Genomic DNA, 15,627 nt, shown 5'->3' on the forward strand with positions numbered 1-15,627 from the left:
TGGCATCCCCCCACACTCCCCCTTATCATGCCCCCATGATCAAAGACCCCTTCGAACGACTCGGCCTGGACCGCGAGGTCCTCACCGTCAGCCAGCTCAACGGCCGCGCCCGCGTGCTGCTGGAAGACGTATTCCGCAGCGTCTGGGTGGAAGGCGAGATCTCCAACCTCGCCCGCCCGGCCTCCGGCCACATGTACTTCACCCTCAAGGACAGCGGCGCGCAGATTCGCTGTGCATTGTTCCGCCAGAACGCCCTGCGCGTGCGCCAGGCACTGCGCGACGGCCTGGCGGTCAAGGTGCGCGGCAAGGTTTCGCTGTTCGAAGGCCGTGGCGACTACCAACTGATCCTCGACACCGTGGAACCTGCCGGTGACGGCGCCCTGCGCCTGGCCTTCGAGGCCCTGAAGGAAAAACTCGGCGCCGAAGGCCTGTTCAGCACCGAGCGCAAGCAACCCTTGCCGGTGCATCCGCAACGCATCGGCATCATCACTTCGCCCACGGGCGCGGTGATCCGCGACATCATCAGCGTGTTCGGTCGCCGTGCGCCGCAGGTCGAGCTGAACCTCATCCCTACCGCTGTCCAAGGCCGTGAGGCCATCGCGCAGATCGTCCGCGCCCTGCAGTTGGCCGACCGCCAGGGCTTCGATGCGCTGATCCTGGCCCGTGGCGGTGGCTCGCTGGAAGACCTCTGGTGCTTCAACGAAGAAGCCGTTGCCCGCGCCGTGGCGGCCTGCGTGACGCCCATCGTCAGTGCCGTGGGCCATGAGACCGACGTGTCGATCAGCGACTTCGTCGCCGACGTGCGCGCCCCCACCCCGTCGGCCGCCGCCGAACTGCTCGCCCCCGACAGCAGCGGCCTGCAGCAGCGCCTCGACAGCCTGCAGCGGCGCCTGTTGCTGCGCATCCAGAACCGCCTGGCCCACGACCGCCTGCGCGTCGAAGGCCTGGCCCGGCGCCTGCGCCACCCGGGCGAACGCCTGCGCCAGCAGGCCCAGCGCCTGGATGACCTGGACATGCGCATGCGCCGCGCCTTCATGCTCAGCCTGCAACGCCGCCATGAGCGCCTGGGCCGTCTCGACACCCGTCTGGCCGCGCAACACCCCGGCCGCTCGCTGAAGCTGCTCAAGCAACGCCTGGACAGCCTGGGCGAACGCCTGCCACGGGCCATGCGCGAAGTGCTCAAGGACCGTCGCCAGCGCTTCCAGGCGCAACTGCAGACCCTGCAGGTGGTCAGCCCGCTGGCGACCCTGGCCCGCGGCTACAGCATCCTGCTCGACGAGCGCGGCCAGGCCATTCGCAGCGCCGCCCAGACCCACAACGGCCAGCGCCTGACCGCACGCCTCAATGAAGGCGAACTCAAAGTGCGGGTCGAGGACAACCACCAGACTCCGGTCACCCTTTCGCTACTGGACTGACACATGCCCCGCCTGTTCGCCCCCCTGCTCGCCCTGTTCCTGCTGCTGCCGGTCACCGCAGCCCAGGCCAGCTACATCACTCGCACCCTCGACAAGCCGGTGCCCGGCGGCGTCGCGGTGGTCGACCTTGGCCCTTCGGCCAGCGCCCCGAGCGCCCGCTTCGATGGCAAGCCGGTGCTGGTGGTCAAGGAGCAGGACACCTGGCTGGCCATCGTCGGCATCCCGCTGACGCAGAAGCCCGGCAACGCCGTGCTCACCCAGGGCAGCCGCACCCTGCCCTTCACCGTCGGCAGCAAGAAGTACCCCGAGCAGCACATCACCCTGAAGAACAAGCGCCAGGTCAACCCAGAGCCCGACGACCTCAAGCGCATCGAGCGCGAACTGGCCGAGCAGGTGAAGGCCTACCGCAGCTTCAGCCCTGCGCTGCCGAGCAACCTGATCCTCGACAAACCGGTCAATGGCCCGTTGTCGAGCAAGTTCGGCGTGCGCCGCTTCTTCAATGGCGAAGAGCGCAATCCCCACGCCGGGCTGGACTTCGCCGTGCCCGCCGGCACGCCGATCAAGACCCCGGCCAATGGCAAGGTGATCCTGGTGGGCGATTACTTCTTCAATGGCCGCACGGTGTTCGTCGACCATGGCCAGGGTTTCATCAGCATGTTCTGCCACATGTCGAAGATCGACGTTAAGCCAGGCCAGGTGCTGCGCCGTGGCGAGGTGGTCGGGCGGGTGGGCTCGACCGGGCGCGCCACCGGGCCGCACATGCACTGGAACGTCAGCCTCAATGATGCGCGGGTGGATCCGGCGATTTTCATTGGTGCGTTCCAGCCTTGAAATCGGCATCCCCCATTCGCGGGTAAACCCGCTCCCACAGGCACAGTGACACCTGTGGGAGCGGGTTTACCCGCGAAGAGGCCAGCACTGCCACCCGCAACGCCCATGTCTTGCGCCATCCAAAAATACTGCGCAACGATACAAACAAATCAAACAACAGCCAGCCATAAAATCTCGCCAATCCTGTTTTTTTAAGCATTCCTCTCAATTTTTTCTGAAGCCTTGCCATCCCCCACCCCACTGGTTAGGGTTGAGCACATGAAAACCTTCAGCACCCTCATCCTTCTCCGACAACACCGCAGCCTCTGCCTGGTCAGTGCACGACTACCAGGGTGAATCGCGTCGCCTCGCCTTTTCATCTCGTTATCGTTTGGCAGGCCCGATTTCGGCCGCACATAAAAGGATTGCTTCCATGACCATGCTCAAAGACCCTTCGAAGAAATACCGCGCCTTCCCGACCATCGACCTGCCCGACCGCACCTGGCCGTCGAAAACCATCACCCAGGCGCCGATCTGGTGCAGCTCCGACCTGCGTGATGGCAACCAGTCGCTGATCGAGCCGATGGATTCGGAGAAGAAGCTGCGGTTCTGGAAGACCCTGGTGCAGGTCGGCGTGAAGGAAATCGAAGCCTCGTTCCCGTCCGCGTCGCAAACCGACTTCGACTTCGTGCGCACCCTGATCGAAGACGGCCACATCCCGGACGACACCACCATCCAGGTGCTCACTCAAGCCCGTGAAGACCTGATCGCCCGCACCTTCGAATCCCTGCGCGGCGCCAAGAAGGCCATCGTCCACCTGTACAACGCCACCTGCCCGTCGTTCCGCCGCATCGTCTTCAACCAGGACAAGCAGGGCGTCAAGGACATCGCGGTCAACGCCGCCAAGCTGTTCGTCAAGTACGCTGCCCAGCAGCCGGAAACCCACTGGACCTTCCAGTACTCGCCAGAGACCTTCAGCGCCACCGAGCTGGAATTCGCCAAAGAGGTGTGCGACGCAGTGATCGAGGTGTGGAACCCGACCCCCGAGCACAAGGTCATCCTCAACCTGCCGGCCACCGTCGAAGTCGCCACGCCGAACATCTACGCCGACCAGATCGAATGGTTCTGCCGTAATGTCAGCCGCCGCGACAGCGTGGTCATCAGCCTGCACTGCCACAACGACCGCGGCACCGGCATTGCCGCCACCGAGCTGGGCCTGATGGCCGGCGCCGACCGTGCCGAAGGCTGCCTGTTCGGCAACGGTGAGCGCACCGGCAACGTCGACCTGGTGACCCTGGCGTTGAACCTCTACACCCAGGGCATCGACCCGCAGTTGGACTTCTCCGACATCGACGGCGTGCGCAAGGTCGTCGAAGAGTGCAACCAGTTGCCGGTGCACCCGCGTCACCCGTACGTCGGCGACCTGGTCCACACCGCCTTCTCCGGCTCGCACCAGGACGCCATCCGCAAAGGTTTCACCAAGCAGCAGGAAGGCGAACTGTGGGAAGTGCCGTACCTGCCGATCGACCCGGCCGACATCGGCCGCAGCTACGAGGCGGTGATCCGCGTCAACAGCCAGTCGGGCAAGGGCGGCATCACCTACCTGCTCGAACAGGAATACGGCATCAGCCTGCCGCGCCGCATGCAGATCGAATTCAGCCAGGTGGTGCAGGGTGAGACCGACCGTCTGGGCCTGGAAATGACCGCCAAGCAGATTTACACCCTGCTGCAAAAGGAATACCTGCAAGCCAATGCGCCGTACGCGTTGGTCAGCCACCGCCTGCAGGAAGAGAACGGCAGCAGCCACGTGCAGGTGGAAGTCTCCGGTGAAGGCGAGACCACCCTGCACTGGCACGGTAAAGGCAACGGTGCCCTGGAAGCCCTGGTGGCCGGCCTGCCGGTAGCCGTGGAAATCATGGACTACAACGAGCACGCCATCGGCGCCGGCACCAACGCCAAGGCCGCGGCCTACATCGAGCTGCGCGTTGCGGGCGGTCGCCCGGTGCACGGCGTGGGCATCGACGAGAACATCACCACCGCCAGCTTCAAGGCACTGTTCAGCGCGCTTAACCGCTCCCTGAGCCAACAGGAAGCCAAGGCGGCGTAAACCCGCCCTGCTCGCCTGCAAACCCGCATCCTCGGATGCGGGTTTTTTTATGCCCGGAATATCCAGCAAGGTGCGTCGGACAACGCCATCATTTTGCCTTCAATCATGGTTATACTGCCGAACTTCCACCGCTTCGATCACGGATGACGGCCAGTGGACTCATCCGTTCACGTATCGACACAGACACTCGGACACGGATGCTTCGCCCCATGACCCCTGGCTCCCTCGCAGCGCTCGCCGAAGACAACAGCCGCGACTACCTGCGCCGACTGACTCTCGAACAGCGCAACTGCGCGCAATTGCACCACCAGCACCTGCACCTGCAGGCCCGCATCCTCTGTGAGCTCTATGACATCGGCGACAGCGCCTTCGAGGCTGCGCAGATTCGCCAGATCCTCGAACAGCGCCAAGCCCGCGAAGACGATGGCTTCACTCGCCTGGAGCAGGCCAACGCCAGCCTGGACAACCAACTGGCCCTGTTCCGTCAGGCCCAGGAGCGGCTCGTCGCCAGTCACAGCCGCGCACTCGCCGAACAGCGCCAGCACCCTGCGCTGCGCCAGGGCCAGCAGCAACTGCAACAGGCCCGCCAAAAGCGCGAGCACATCGCCGCCGACCACCAGCCGTTGGTGGATGAATGCACCGGCAAACTGGCGGCCTACAGCCAGCACCGGATCTATACCTACCTGCGCTTGCGCCAATACGGCACGCAACACTACCGACGCAATGTACTGTCACGGCGCATGGACGACTGGCTCGCCCGGCAGTGCAACTTCGTCAGCAACCGGCAGAACGAACAGCTGTTGCTCGCCATGCTGGAACAGGACGCCACCCGCCTGGCCGCCTGTGACCAGCAAATTGCCGAGCTCGAACGGCAACTGACCGCACTGCTGCGCAGCAGCCTGCCTGCCGCTGACCTGGGCCCGCTCAGCCAGGAGACCGAAACCCTGGCACGCCAGGTGATCGCCGCCCAGCAGCACCTCAAGCGGGTGCGCCAGGACATCGACCTGCTCGAACAATGCGCCGACGGCGACAGCCAGGATGCCCTGCGCTGGCTCAGGTACGAACTCAAGACCGACAGCCTCAACCAGGCGCTCGCCCAGTGGGCAGCCATTGGCTCCCCGCAGGCCACCCGCTTCCAGCAGGAGCTCGACGAGCTGCGCCGGCGCCTGGACAGCGCCAGCCAGCGCGTCGGCCAGGCCAGGGAAGTGTACGAACAGGCATGCACCTTGGAGTCCGCGCTGGGCAGGCGCCTGCGTGGCGACGCCGGCTGCGCCAGCGACTGCAACTGCAACTGCCACACCCAGACCAGCCTGGACGACTGCCCCTGCCAGCTGCGCTACCCCTTGGCCGATCAGTACCGCGACGACACCAACTACGGGCAACTGATCGTCGAGTACATGAACAGGGCCCAGACGCTCAATACCGTGCTCGGCACCATCAGCGCCCTGCGCCTGCTCCCCGGCAACCCGGACACCACCCTTTCCGACCGCCCCCTCATGCAAGGACAACCATGAGCCAATACCTGGAACGCGCCCTCGACGGCCTGCGCAAACTCGGCATCACCTTCGGCCAACCGGCACAACAGGCGCCGGTGATGGTCCTGCTGGACAAGGTCGCCCATTACGACAACCAGCGGGTCACCGGTATCGCTGCCGTGCTGCAACAGGCCACGGTGTTCAACCAGACCGTGCGCGAGCAGATCGCCGGCATGGACATCTCGCACCGCTACATGGACATCACCGACAGCTTCACCTCGATTCGCGAGGATGCGTCGGCCATGGCCTCGTGGATGGACGATGGCCGCCTGGACACCCTCGAACGCCTCAGCATGGCCTGGATGAACCTGCGCCGCGGCTCGATCCCGAGCCGTTTCGAGGACATCCGCAAGCACTACCTGGATGTGTGCAAGGCCGCCAGCGACCAGATCACCCGCGAGGGCCTGATTCTCGAGTCGTACATGGACTTCCGCCTGGCCATGAAGACCGCCGAAGTGGACGCCCAGCAGGTGCTGGCCATCGCCGGCCAGGCGCTGCAGGAATGCACCACTGCCCTGGACACCGCAAACGCCACGGTGGCCGCGGCCGCCAACCAGGAGCCGGCCCAACGCGCCGCGCTGGAGCTGCAACGCGACGAAGCGGTGCGCGCCCTGCAGAACGAAGACAAGCGCTACCAGATCGTCAAGGACATCGCCGACGACCTGCGGGTCGGCTACAACACCGCCGAACTGGTGTTCGCCCGCATCAGCCAGGTGCACGTGGTCAAGGAGCGCCAGTACCAGCGCATGGTCTCGTTCTTCTCCACCAACGAAGTGGTGCTGACCAGCCTGGCCGTGTCGTTCACCGCCAACCAGGGCATGGCCGAGGCCACCCACACCCTCAACGCCACCACCGACGGCATCAGCAAGGGCCTCGAAGCCCTGGGCGAAATCGGCAACCAGCAGCTCGGCGCCGCGGTCAAGGCCAGCTATGGCTCGACCATTCGCGTCGACTCGGTCCGCGCCCTGGCCCTGGCCACCCTGGACTTCCAGAGCGACATGCAAGGCCTGACCGAAACCTACCGCGCCGAATCGAGCAAGGCCGCGCTGGAAATCTCCACCGCCGTCGAAGATGCCAAGCGCGCCTTCGCCGCCTTGCTGACCAAGGCCGCGCAATGAGCAACGGCTCGCTCAGCGAACAGATGGGGGCCATGGCCCTCGTCGACGAGCTGCGCCAACAGCAGCGCCAGGTGCAGGAGCACCTGGACCTGCCGCGGCGCCGCGCGGAAGTCGCCGAACGCATTCGTGGTTATTACCAGCGCCAGGGCATCGCCTGCGACGACAAACTGATCGAGCAGGGCGTGCGCGAATTCTTCGCCCGCCGCCTGGTGTTCGAGGCGCCGACGCTGGCCTGGCCTCGCCGGCTGCTGGCCGGCGTGTTCCTGCGCCGCAGCCTGCTGGCCTGGGTGCTGGTGTGGATTGCGCTGCTGGGCGGCGCCCTGCTGGCGGTGAACCTGCTCCAACCCGCCGCGCCCAGCCAAGCGGCCACCGCCACCAAGGCTACCGACACCGGCCTGGGGACGGCGGCGCCAGCCTGGACGCCGGAGGCGGACCGGGCCGCGCACCAGGCTCACCTGGACCAATACACTGCGCTGATGGCCCGCCTGGAGGCCATGCCGTTGCCGGATGACGTGCGCGCCAAGCTGCTGCCGTTCGCCCGCTCCACTGGCGCGCTGGTGGCCGACCATGGGCCGGCCAAAGCCATCCGGGCCCTGCGCGAGCTGCAGGTGTATGCCGACTTCACAGAGGCAAAACTGCAACTGCGCATCCCCGACGTCGCCGGCCAGATGTCTGGTTACGAACGCTGCCGCAAGACCTCGGCGTGCAAGCCAGACAGCGAAGACGGCAAGGCATGGTTCCTGGCATTCCAGGCACGCGACCCGCAAGGCAAGGTAGTGACGATGCCACTCGCCAACGGCCGCACCGGTGATATCGCACTTACCGACACCCTCGGCGTACAGGTCAGTCACGCGCAGTACTTGCAAGCACAGCAGGCCAAGCAGGCCACGGGCCGCGTCGATAAACCGGTCATCGGCAGCAAGGATGCCTACAGCATGGCCCGCAAGTTCGACAGTCGCGCCCTCGTCGGTGGCGCCTACGACAATCCGGCCGACACCAGCCAGCACATCATCTCCGCCAGCTTCTGATAGGCCGCCAATGACCGTCTCACTTTCCGAACAGATGGGAGCCATGGCCCTGGTCGACGAACTGCGTCACCGGGACATGGAACTGCAGGACCACCTTGACCTGACTCGGCGCCGCGCCGAGGTGGCCGAGCGGATCCGCGCCTACTACCAGAGCAACGGCATCCACTACGAGGACGCCCAGGTCGAGGAAGGCGTGCGTGCGTTCTTCTCGCGCCGGCTGATGTTCGAGGCCCCCACCTTGAACTTCGCGCAACGCCTGCTGGCGCGCCTGGCCATGGCCCACCGCAAGCTGATGATCTGGGCAGCGTGCGGCGCAATGGCCTGCGCCCTTGGCCTGGGCATCGCCCACCTGGTAGACACGGCCCTGAACACGAAAGTGGGGCAAAGCGCCGACCGATTGGCCAGGATCGGTGAGCAGTTGAACGACGACATTGCCGTGCAACGACAACGGCTTGAACGGGTGAAGGCGCGCCTGGAACAACAACCGCAACCCGTGGTGGCGGCGCTGGTTGCGAAAATCGACCCTCTGCTGCCCAGCACCAACCTGCCTTACACCCTGGATCGCCCGGACCCGATCACCCGTGAAAACCGCGCCCAGCTCCAGACCCGCATCCAGATGGCGCAACTGCAGCTGTCGACACCGCGCAAGCATCTGGAAAGCGCCAGAAAAAGGCTCAATCGCGTGGATCACGTCTACGCCAGCCTCGACCTCCAACGCCACTTGCTCGATCGCCTGAAGGCAATGCCATTGCCTGCGGCCGAGCGCCTGGATATGACGAACTGGGCCGAGTCGGTCGGGAAGGACATTGCCAGGCTACGGTTGAAAAAGGCGGACAACACACTTGCAGCGCTGAAGGACTACCTGGACTTCGCCGCCGAGCCCCTGACGATCGAACTGATCGATCGCCCCGGTATCAAGTCCGGCGTGGAGCGCTGCTATGAAGAGACCGGTTGCAGCGAGAACAGCCTGCGCGGCAAGAGCTGGTACTTGATCGTCGAGCCGCTGGACAGCACCGGCAAGCCGGCCTTCGCCCCGGTGACCAGCGTGGAGGACGGCACGACTCGTTGGGCCAAGCGCTTCGGCGTGCGCGTCAGCTACGAGGAATACCTCAGGGTCCGCCAGGACAAACTCGACGATGGCCACATCAGCCAGCGCTTGATCGGTGAAAAACCGGCCAATAGCCTGACCCTGCGCTTCAACCAGCGCACCAGCCCCGCTCCCGACATGATCCTGGAATGGTGACGCCATGACCCCGACCGCCCTCGGCAATGCGCTCGAAAGCAATACGCGCCAGGCCGAGCAACAGCTGCGCGAGGCCGAACGGGCGCTGTATGCAGAAACCGAACAGCAAACCCGGCTCGAACACCTGATCAGCTCGAAACTGGCCGACATTGCCAGCCTGCAGCTCAGGATCGACCCGATGCGGGACCTGCAGACCCGGCAGTTGTTCGAACAACGCGAGCGAACCCATGCCGCGCTCACCCAGCAGCTCGAAGACGTCGAAGGGCTCATCGCCCGCAGGCTGGAAGCGCTGCGGGCGGTGCGTAGCAACCTTGATCGCCTGGACAGCCAGTCGCAGGACCTGCTCGAACAGGATCCGGCCGTGCGTCAGCTGAGCGAGCAACTGGACGCAGCCCTCCAGGCCGAACAGCAAGCCCATGCCAGCTACGATGAAATCCGCGACGAGTGCGCCAGCAAGCTGCAAGGCTACAACAGCAACCCGCTGTACCGTTTCCTGAAGGCCAACCACTACGGCACCGAGCAGTACCGCCCGCGTCTGTTCCAGCGCGCGTTCGACAACTACCTCGCACGCAGGGTCGGTTTTCGCGTCAATTACGCCAACGAGCAGATCCTGCTGAGCATGCAGGCACGCAACGAGACACTGCGCCAGGCCCTCGGCGAAGCCCGCGAGCAACTGCAGGCACAGCACCGGCAACAGCTGGACAAGGCCCGCAATACCTTCGGCATGCCAGCGTTGCGGGTCGAGGAGCAAGGCCTGGGCACGCTGCTGAGCGAGGGCAAGGCCCAGGCCCGCTCACTGCAGGCCCAACTGACCGACTACGCCCAGAAGCGCGATCCGTATCTGCAACAGATTCGCCAGGGCATCGCCGACCAGCTCCAGGCTCGGCCATTGGCCGAACTGATCGCCGAAGCGGCGAAGACCCCCAGCCCCCATGACGATGTCCTGGTGAATGACCTGCAGCTGCTGCATGCCCGCCTGCGGGAAATCCAGCAACGTCTGCACGGCCTGCAGGACCAAGCACTGGGCAAGCGTCGCCTTTACGACCGCGCCAAGGCTCTGGAATACGCACTGCGCAACGATCATTTCAGCGATCCGCGCCACGAGTACCAGTTGAGCCCGCCGATCGAGCAGGTGCTTGCCGACTACATGAGCGGCCTGCTCGACCAGCAAGCCGTGGAAAAACGTCTCGATGAAGGCCGCGAGTATGTTGCCCCAAGGCATCGCGGCAACAACACGCACAGCACGGGCAGATCGTCCGGCGGTTCAAGCAGCGATGGCTTTCGTACCAGCGGCAGCTCCGGCGGCGGTGGCTTCTCGTCCAGTCGCAGCTCCGGCGGCGGTGGGTTCCGCACCACTGGCAGTTTCTGACAGGCGAAACATCGCGGGGCAAGCCCGCTCCCACGCTGCTAGTGGTGTATCCGTGGGAGCGGGCTTGCCCCGCGATTGGGCCCAGGCAAAAAAAAGGGGCGCCGACCAAGCGCCCCACAAGCCGTGTAGCACACAACGAAATCGGTCAGTCCAGCAGCGCCATCGCCTCGGCGCTGCACGCCTCGATACGGGCCCAGTCGCCGTTCTTGATCCAGCTGCTGTCGAGCATCCAGGTGCCGCCCACGCACATCACATTGGGCAGTGCCATGTAGTTGCGCACGTTGGCCGGGTTCACCCCGCCCGTGGGGCAGAAGCGGATGTCACCGAACGGGCCACCGAATGCCTTGATCGCCGCCACGCCGCCGCTGATCTCGGCCGGGAACAGCTTGAAGCGCCGGTAACCCAGGGCGTAGCCCATCATGATCTCGGACGGCGTGCTGATGCCGGGCAGCAGCGGGATGTCGCTCTCAACGCCGGCCTCGAGAATGTCCTGGGTGATGCCCGGGGTGACGACGAACTGCGCGCCTGCGGCCTCGACCGCGGCGAACATGCTGCGGTCGAGCACGGTACCGGCACCGACACACAGCTCCGGGCGCTGCTCACGCAGTACCTGGATGGCCTTCAGGCCCAGCGCCGAGCGCAGGGTCACTTCCAAGGTACGGATGCCACCGGCGGCCAGGGCGTCGGCCAGCGGCAGGATGTCTTGCTCGCGGGCGATGGTGATCACCGGCAGGATGCGCGCCTTGGCGCAGATCGCGTCGATGCGTTCGGCTTTCTCGGCCATCGAGAGCAAAGGCTGTGGGCGTTCGAGGGTGGTCATGACTGTGGATCCTTGGCTCATGGGCACCAGTAGATGCTCAGGGGGTCGTGAAGAAAAGCGCGAATCGGCATTTCGGTAAGGTCGTTGCCCGCCAGTGCGGCGCGCAGGGTAGCGAGCTTGCCTGCCCCTTGCACGGACAAGGCGGTGAAAGCGGCGCTGGCCAGCAGCGCGCGGGTCATGCTCAGGCGCTGGTGCGGCACGCTGGGCGCCAGCATCGGCAGGCAGCGGCGCTCACCCACCTTGGCCAGGCCCTGGCGCAGGTTGGGGCTGGCCGGGAACAGCGAGGCGGTGTGGCCATCGTCGCCCATGCCCAGCACCAGTACATCGATCGGCGGCAAGTCGGCCAGTACCTGGTCGGCCTGCTCGGCAGCGGCTTCCAGGTTGGCGGCAGCCTGGTAGAGGCCGATGAAGCGTGCCTGGGCCGCCGCGCCCTTGAGCAGGTGACGGCCCAGCAAGCCGGCGTTGCTGTCGGCATGCTCCACCGGCACCCAGCGCTCGTCGGCCAGGCTCACGGTCACCTTCGACCAGTCCAGCACTTGAGCCGCCAGCTGCTCGAGGAACGGCACCGGGCTGCGCCCGCCGGACAGCACCACACAGGCCTGGCCCTTGCTGGCGATGGCTTGGCGCAGGCGTTCGGCCACGTCATGGGCCAGGGTCGCCGCCAGGGTGTTGGAATCGGCCAGCGCATGCGCCTTCACGCTCGCCGGCAGTTGCAGTTCAGATATCGCCATACCAGGCCCTCCCATCACGTGTGATCAGTGCAATCGAGCTCATGGGCCCCCAGGAACCGGCCGCATAGGGTTTGGGGGCATCGCCGCTGGTCTTCCAGCCGGCGATCAGTTGGTCGCACCATTTCCAGGCGTATTCGATTTCGTCCTTGCGCACGAACAGGTTCTGGTTGCCGCGCATCACTTCCAGCAGCAAGCGCTCGTAGGCATCAGGAATCCGTGCGCTGCGCCAGGTGTCGGAGAAATTCAGTTGCAGCGGCCCACTGCGCAGCTGCATGCCCTTGTCCAGGCCCTGCTCCTTGGTCATTACCCGCAGCGAGATGCCTTCGTCCGGCTGCAGGCGGATGATCAGCTTGTTGCCGATCTGCAAGCGCTGTTCCGGGGCAAAGATGTAGTGCGGCGTCTCTTTGAAGTGGATGACGATCTGCGACAGCTTGCCGGGCATGCGCTTGCCGGTGCGCAGGTAGAACGGCACGCCCGACCAGCGCCAGTTGCGGATGTCGGCGCGCAGGGCGACGAAGGTTTCGGTGTCGCTCTGGGCGTTGGCGTTGTCTTCTTCCAGGTACCCCGGCACCGGCTTGCCGTCGCTGTAGCCGGCGATGTACTGGCCACGCACCACGCGAGTGCTCAGGCCCTCGCCGGTGATCGGCGCCAGGGCCTTGAGCACCTTGACCTTCTCGTCGCGGATGCTGTCGGCGGAAAGGTCGCTGGGCGGGTCCATGGCGATCAGGCAAAGCAGCTGCAACAGGTGGTTCTGGATCATGTCGCGCAGCTGGCCGGCCTTGTCGAAGTAGCCCCAGCGGCCTTCGATACCGACCTTTTCGGCGACGGTGATTTCCACGTGGGAGATGGAATTCTGGTTCCACTGGGTTTCGAACAGGCTGTTGGCAAAGCGCAGGGCGATCAGGTTCTGCACCGTCTCTTTGCCCAGGTAGTGGTCGATGCGATAGACGCGGTTTTCCGGGAAGTAGCGCGCCACGGCGTCGTTGACCCGGCGCGACGACTCCAGGTCGTGGCCGATGGGTTTTTCCAGCACCACCCGGGTGCGCGGCGCCAGGCCGGCCTTGTCGAGGTTCTCGCAGATCGCCCCATAGACGGCGGCGGCCGTGGCGAAGTAGGCGATCAGTGGCAGCTCGGCTGGCGCGTGCTCGACCAGGGCCTGGTAATCCTCGGGCTGGACGAAGTCCACGTGCAGGTAGTTCAGGCGTTCGAGGAAACGACCCAGGGCAACGGCGTCGATGTCCGCGTCGGGGACGTGGCGACGCAGGTGCGCCTCGATGGTGCCCAGGTGCTCCTGCGTGGTGCCCGGCTCACGGGCCAGGGCCAGCAGCCGGGTGTCCGGGTGCAGCAGGTTGGCACGGTCGAGCTGGTAGAGCGCGGGAAACAGCTTGCGCAATGCCAGGTCGCCCAAGGCGCCAAACAGGGCAAAGGTGCAAGGTTCGACACTGATCGCAGCCATGATGTTGGTTCTTTTATTAAAGTTGAGCTAGGAATACCGCTTTCAAAGCGGGTTTTCAAGGCCTAATGTAGTAAAAACCACAACATTATCTACATCTATTACAACCCAGTGGTGTGACAATCTCACCGCCAGTAGGATACACAACACTGCAAAAAGCCTGCTGCCCCGCCAGCCGGCTGTCACCTAGAGCCGACCAAGGACACCCCATGGACCGCGTGCGTAACCTCCTGGAACAGATCCAGGGCCGCCTGGACGAGTTGAACAAGGCCGAACGCAAAGTCGCCGAAGTCATCCTGCTCAACCCGCAACAAGCCACCCGCTTCAGCATCGCCGCGCTGGCCCAGGCGGCCTCGGTCAGCGAACCGACCGTCAACCGCTTCTGCCGCTCGTTCGGCGTCAACGGCTACCCCGAGCTCAAGCTGCAACTGGCGCAGAGCCTGGCCAGCGGCGCGGCCTACGTCAGCCGCGCTGTGGAGGCCGACGACGATCCGGCGGCCTACACCCAGAAAATCTTCGGCAGCGCCATCGCCTCGCTCGACAGCGCCTGCCAGCAACTCGACCCACAGCAGGTCAGCCGCGCCGTGGACATGATGATCCAGGCCCGGCAGATCCACTTCTTCGGCCTCGGCGCCTCCGCCCCGGTGGCCCTCGATGCGCAACACAAGTTCTTCCGCTTCAACCTTGCCGTGTCGGCCCATGCCGATGTGCTGATGCAGCGCATGCTGGCCTCGGTGGCCCACACCGGCGACCTGTTCGTGATCATCTCCTACACCGGGCGCACCCGTGAGCTGGTCGAGGTGGCGCGCGTGGCGCGGGAAAACGGCGCCTCGGTGCTCGGCCTGACCGCCGCCGGCTCGCCACTGGCCCAGGCCTGCAGCCTGAGCCTGCACATCCCGTTGCCGGAGGACACCGACATCTACATGCCGATGACCTCGCGGATCATCCAGCTCACCGTGCTCGACGTGCTCGCCACCGGCATGACCCTGCGCCGCGGCGTGGACTTCCAGCCGCACCTGCGCAAGATCAAGGAAAGCCTCAACGCCAGCCGCTACCCGATCGAGGACGACGACCTCAGCTGAGGCGGTGCGCCTGCAGCCGCAGGTGCGCACGTTCACCCGGCCTCAGGCTCAGGCCCTCGTCGCTGCCACTGGCCGCCTCGACGCAGACGAAACCCTGGCACTCGCGCCCGCTCACACCCATCAGCGGGCGGTTGCCCGGGTGCCAGACCACGGTGTCGTCACTGTCACCGGTGTCGATGCACAGCTCGCGCTGCCAGGCCGGGTCCTGCAACTGCACCTTGGGCGTGCCGGGGTAGACCTTCTGGCAACCGCCCTTGAGCTTCAACGCGCCGTCTTCGCGGCAAGCCTGGCGGTTGAGGCGGTCGTAGCCTTCGATATCCTCAAGCCCAGACAGCGCTATCTTCGACACGTCACTGATCCGCCAGTAAGCCAGCAGCGCATGGCTCAACTGGCAGGGTTCGCTGTCCTGGTGCTCGGTACTCAGGCTCAATTCCATGCTGGCGCCCAGGCGCGCATGCAGGTCGACCTGCCAGTCGCACAGGTCCAGGCGCCACTTCAGGGTCACGCCCTGCTCGTCCTCACGGCTGTCCACCAGCTTCCAGTCCAGCAGCCGCGCCCAGCCATGGGCCGGCCACAGGTCCTCGCTGGGATGGCGGCCATACCAGGGCCAGCACACCGGCACGCCACCGCGGATGGCGCCAACCTGCGGCCACTGCTCGGCGCACCACAGCCAGGGCTTTTCACCGGTGGGCTGGAAGTGCAGCAATTGCCCGCCCTGGCGGCTGAACACCGCCTGGCAGCGAGGGTGGTCGATGATCAGCACATCGCGCTGCTGGTAACGCTCCCACTCGAAGGTCGGCCTCGGCCGTTGCGAGGTGAAGAAGCGATGTAGCGGATGTTCTGCCATGGTTCCAAGCTCTTTTGTTGTTCGAGATAGCGCTGTCTCGACCCGTACCCGCCAACCACTGCAGACCAG

General features: G+C 65.3%; 13 protein-coding genes. 9 read left to right on the forward strand and 4 right to left on the reverse strand.

All coding sequences use genetic code 11. The annotated features are described in order from the left end of the window. Positions 1-35 precede the first annotated feature (35 nt). The 8 genes from xseA to F6X61_RS10895 all read left to right on the forward strand — a co-directional run bounded on the left by xseA (position 36) and on the right by F6X61_RS10895 (position 10,625). Positions 36-1,415 (forward strand): exodeoxyribonuclease VII large subunit, encoded by a 1,380-nt coding sequence (gene xseA / locus F6X61_RS10860; RefSeq protein WP_153786644.1) that lies wholly within the window; start codon positions 36-38, stop codon positions 1,413-1,415. 3 nt (positions 1,416-1,418) lie between these two features. Further along, positions 1,419-2,246: a M23 family metallopeptidase gene (locus F6X61_RS10865; protein ID WP_153786645.1), complete on the forward strand. Its 828-nt coding sequence runs from the start codon at positions 1,419-1,421 to the stop codon at positions 2,244-2,246. Between the two features lie 412 nt (positions 2,247-2,658). Beyond that, positions 2,659-4,332, forward strand: a complete 1,674-nt coding sequence (gene leuA / locus F6X61_RS10870; protein WP_153786646.1) for a 2-isopropylmalate synthase — start codon at positions 2,659-2,661, stop codon at positions 4,330-4,332. A 209-nt stretch (positions 4,333-4,541) separates the two neighbouring features. Beyond that, positions 4,542-5,846: a hypothetical protein gene (locus F6X61_RS10875; protein WP_153786647.1), complete on the forward strand. Its 1,305-nt coding sequence runs from the start codon at positions 4,542-4,544 to the stop codon at positions 5,844-5,846. Further along, positions 5,843-6,985 (forward strand): merozoite surface protein 3b, encoded by a 1,143-nt coding sequence (locus tag F6X61_RS10880; RefSeq protein WP_153786648.1) that lies wholly within the window; start codon positions 5,843-5,845, stop codon positions 6,983-6,985. Before F6X61_RS10875 ends, F6X61_RS10880 begins: the two co-directional genes overlap by 4 nt. Next, positions 6,982-8,013, forward strand: a complete 1,032-nt coding sequence (locus F6X61_RS10885) for a DUF6384 family protein (protein ID WP_153786649.1) — start codon at positions 6,982-6,984, stop codon at positions 8,011-8,013. The genes F6X61_RS10880 and F6X61_RS10885 overlap by 4 nt, the downstream gene beginning before the upstream one ends. A gap of 10 nt (positions 8,014-8,023) precedes the next feature. After that, entirely contained in the window at positions 8,024-9,256 is a 1,233-nt protein-coding gene (locus F6X61_RS10890; RefSeq protein ID WP_153786650.1) for a DUF6384 family protein, read from the forward strand. A gap of 4 nt (positions 9,257-9,260) precedes the next feature. Next, entirely contained in the window at positions 9,261-10,625 is a 1,365-nt protein-coding gene (locus F6X61_RS10895; RefSeq protein WP_153786651.1) for a hypothetical protein, read from the forward strand. Between the two features lie 145 nt (positions 10,626-10,770). Here the strand turns inward: F6X61_RS10895 and F6X61_RS10900 are convergent, their stop codons facing one another. Genes F6X61_RS10900 through zwf form a run of 3 tightly spaced genes read right to left on the reverse strand, consistent with a single transcriptional unit; the run spans position 10,771 to position 13,632 of the window. Beyond that, a complete protein-coding gene (locus F6X61_RS10900) occupies positions 10,771-11,445 on the reverse strand; it encodes a bifunctional 4-hydroxy-2-oxoglutarate aldolase/2-dehydro-3-deoxy-phosphogluconate aldolase (protein ID WP_153786652.1) in 675 nt (224 codons plus the stop codon). A 17-nt stretch (positions 11,446-11,462) separates the two neighbouring features. Beyond that, positions 11,463-12,176 carry a 6-phosphogluconolactonase gene (pgl, locus tag F6X61_RS10905; protein WP_153786653.1) on the reverse strand — a complete coding sequence of 238 codons (714 nt, stop codon included), beginning with the start codon at positions 12,174-12,176 and terminating at the stop codon, positions 11,463-11,465. Next, entirely contained in the window at positions 12,163-13,632 is a 1,470-nt protein-coding gene (gene zwf / locus F6X61_RS10910; protein ID WP_153786654.1) for a glucose-6-phosphate dehydrogenase, read from the reverse strand. The genes pgl and zwf overlap by 14 nt, the downstream gene beginning before the upstream one ends. 215 nt (positions 13,633-13,847) lie before the next feature. Between zwf and hexR the strand changes: the two genes are divergently transcribed. After that, positions 13,848-14,711, forward strand: coding sequence for a DNA-binding transcriptional regulator HexR (hexR, locus tag F6X61_RS10915; protein WP_178125804.1), 864 nt, complete (start codon positions 13,848-13,850; stop codon positions 14,709-14,711). Here the strand turns inward: hexR and F6X61_RS10920 are convergent. Beyond that, positions 14,704-15,558 (reverse strand): D-hexose-6-phosphate mutarotase, encoded by an 855-nt coding sequence (locus F6X61_RS10920; RefSeq protein WP_153786655.1) that lies wholly within the window; start codon positions 15,556-15,558, stop codon positions 14,704-14,706. The genes hexR and F6X61_RS10920 overlap by 8 nt on opposite strands. Between the last annotated feature and the right edge of the window lie 69 nt (positions 15,559-15,627).

The organism is Pseudomonas sp. EMN2 (assembly GCF_009650555.1).
Taxonomy (GTDB): Bacteria; Pseudomonadota; Gammaproteobacteria; order Pseudomonadales; family Pseudomonadaceae; genus Aquipseudomonas; species Aquipseudomonas sichuanensis.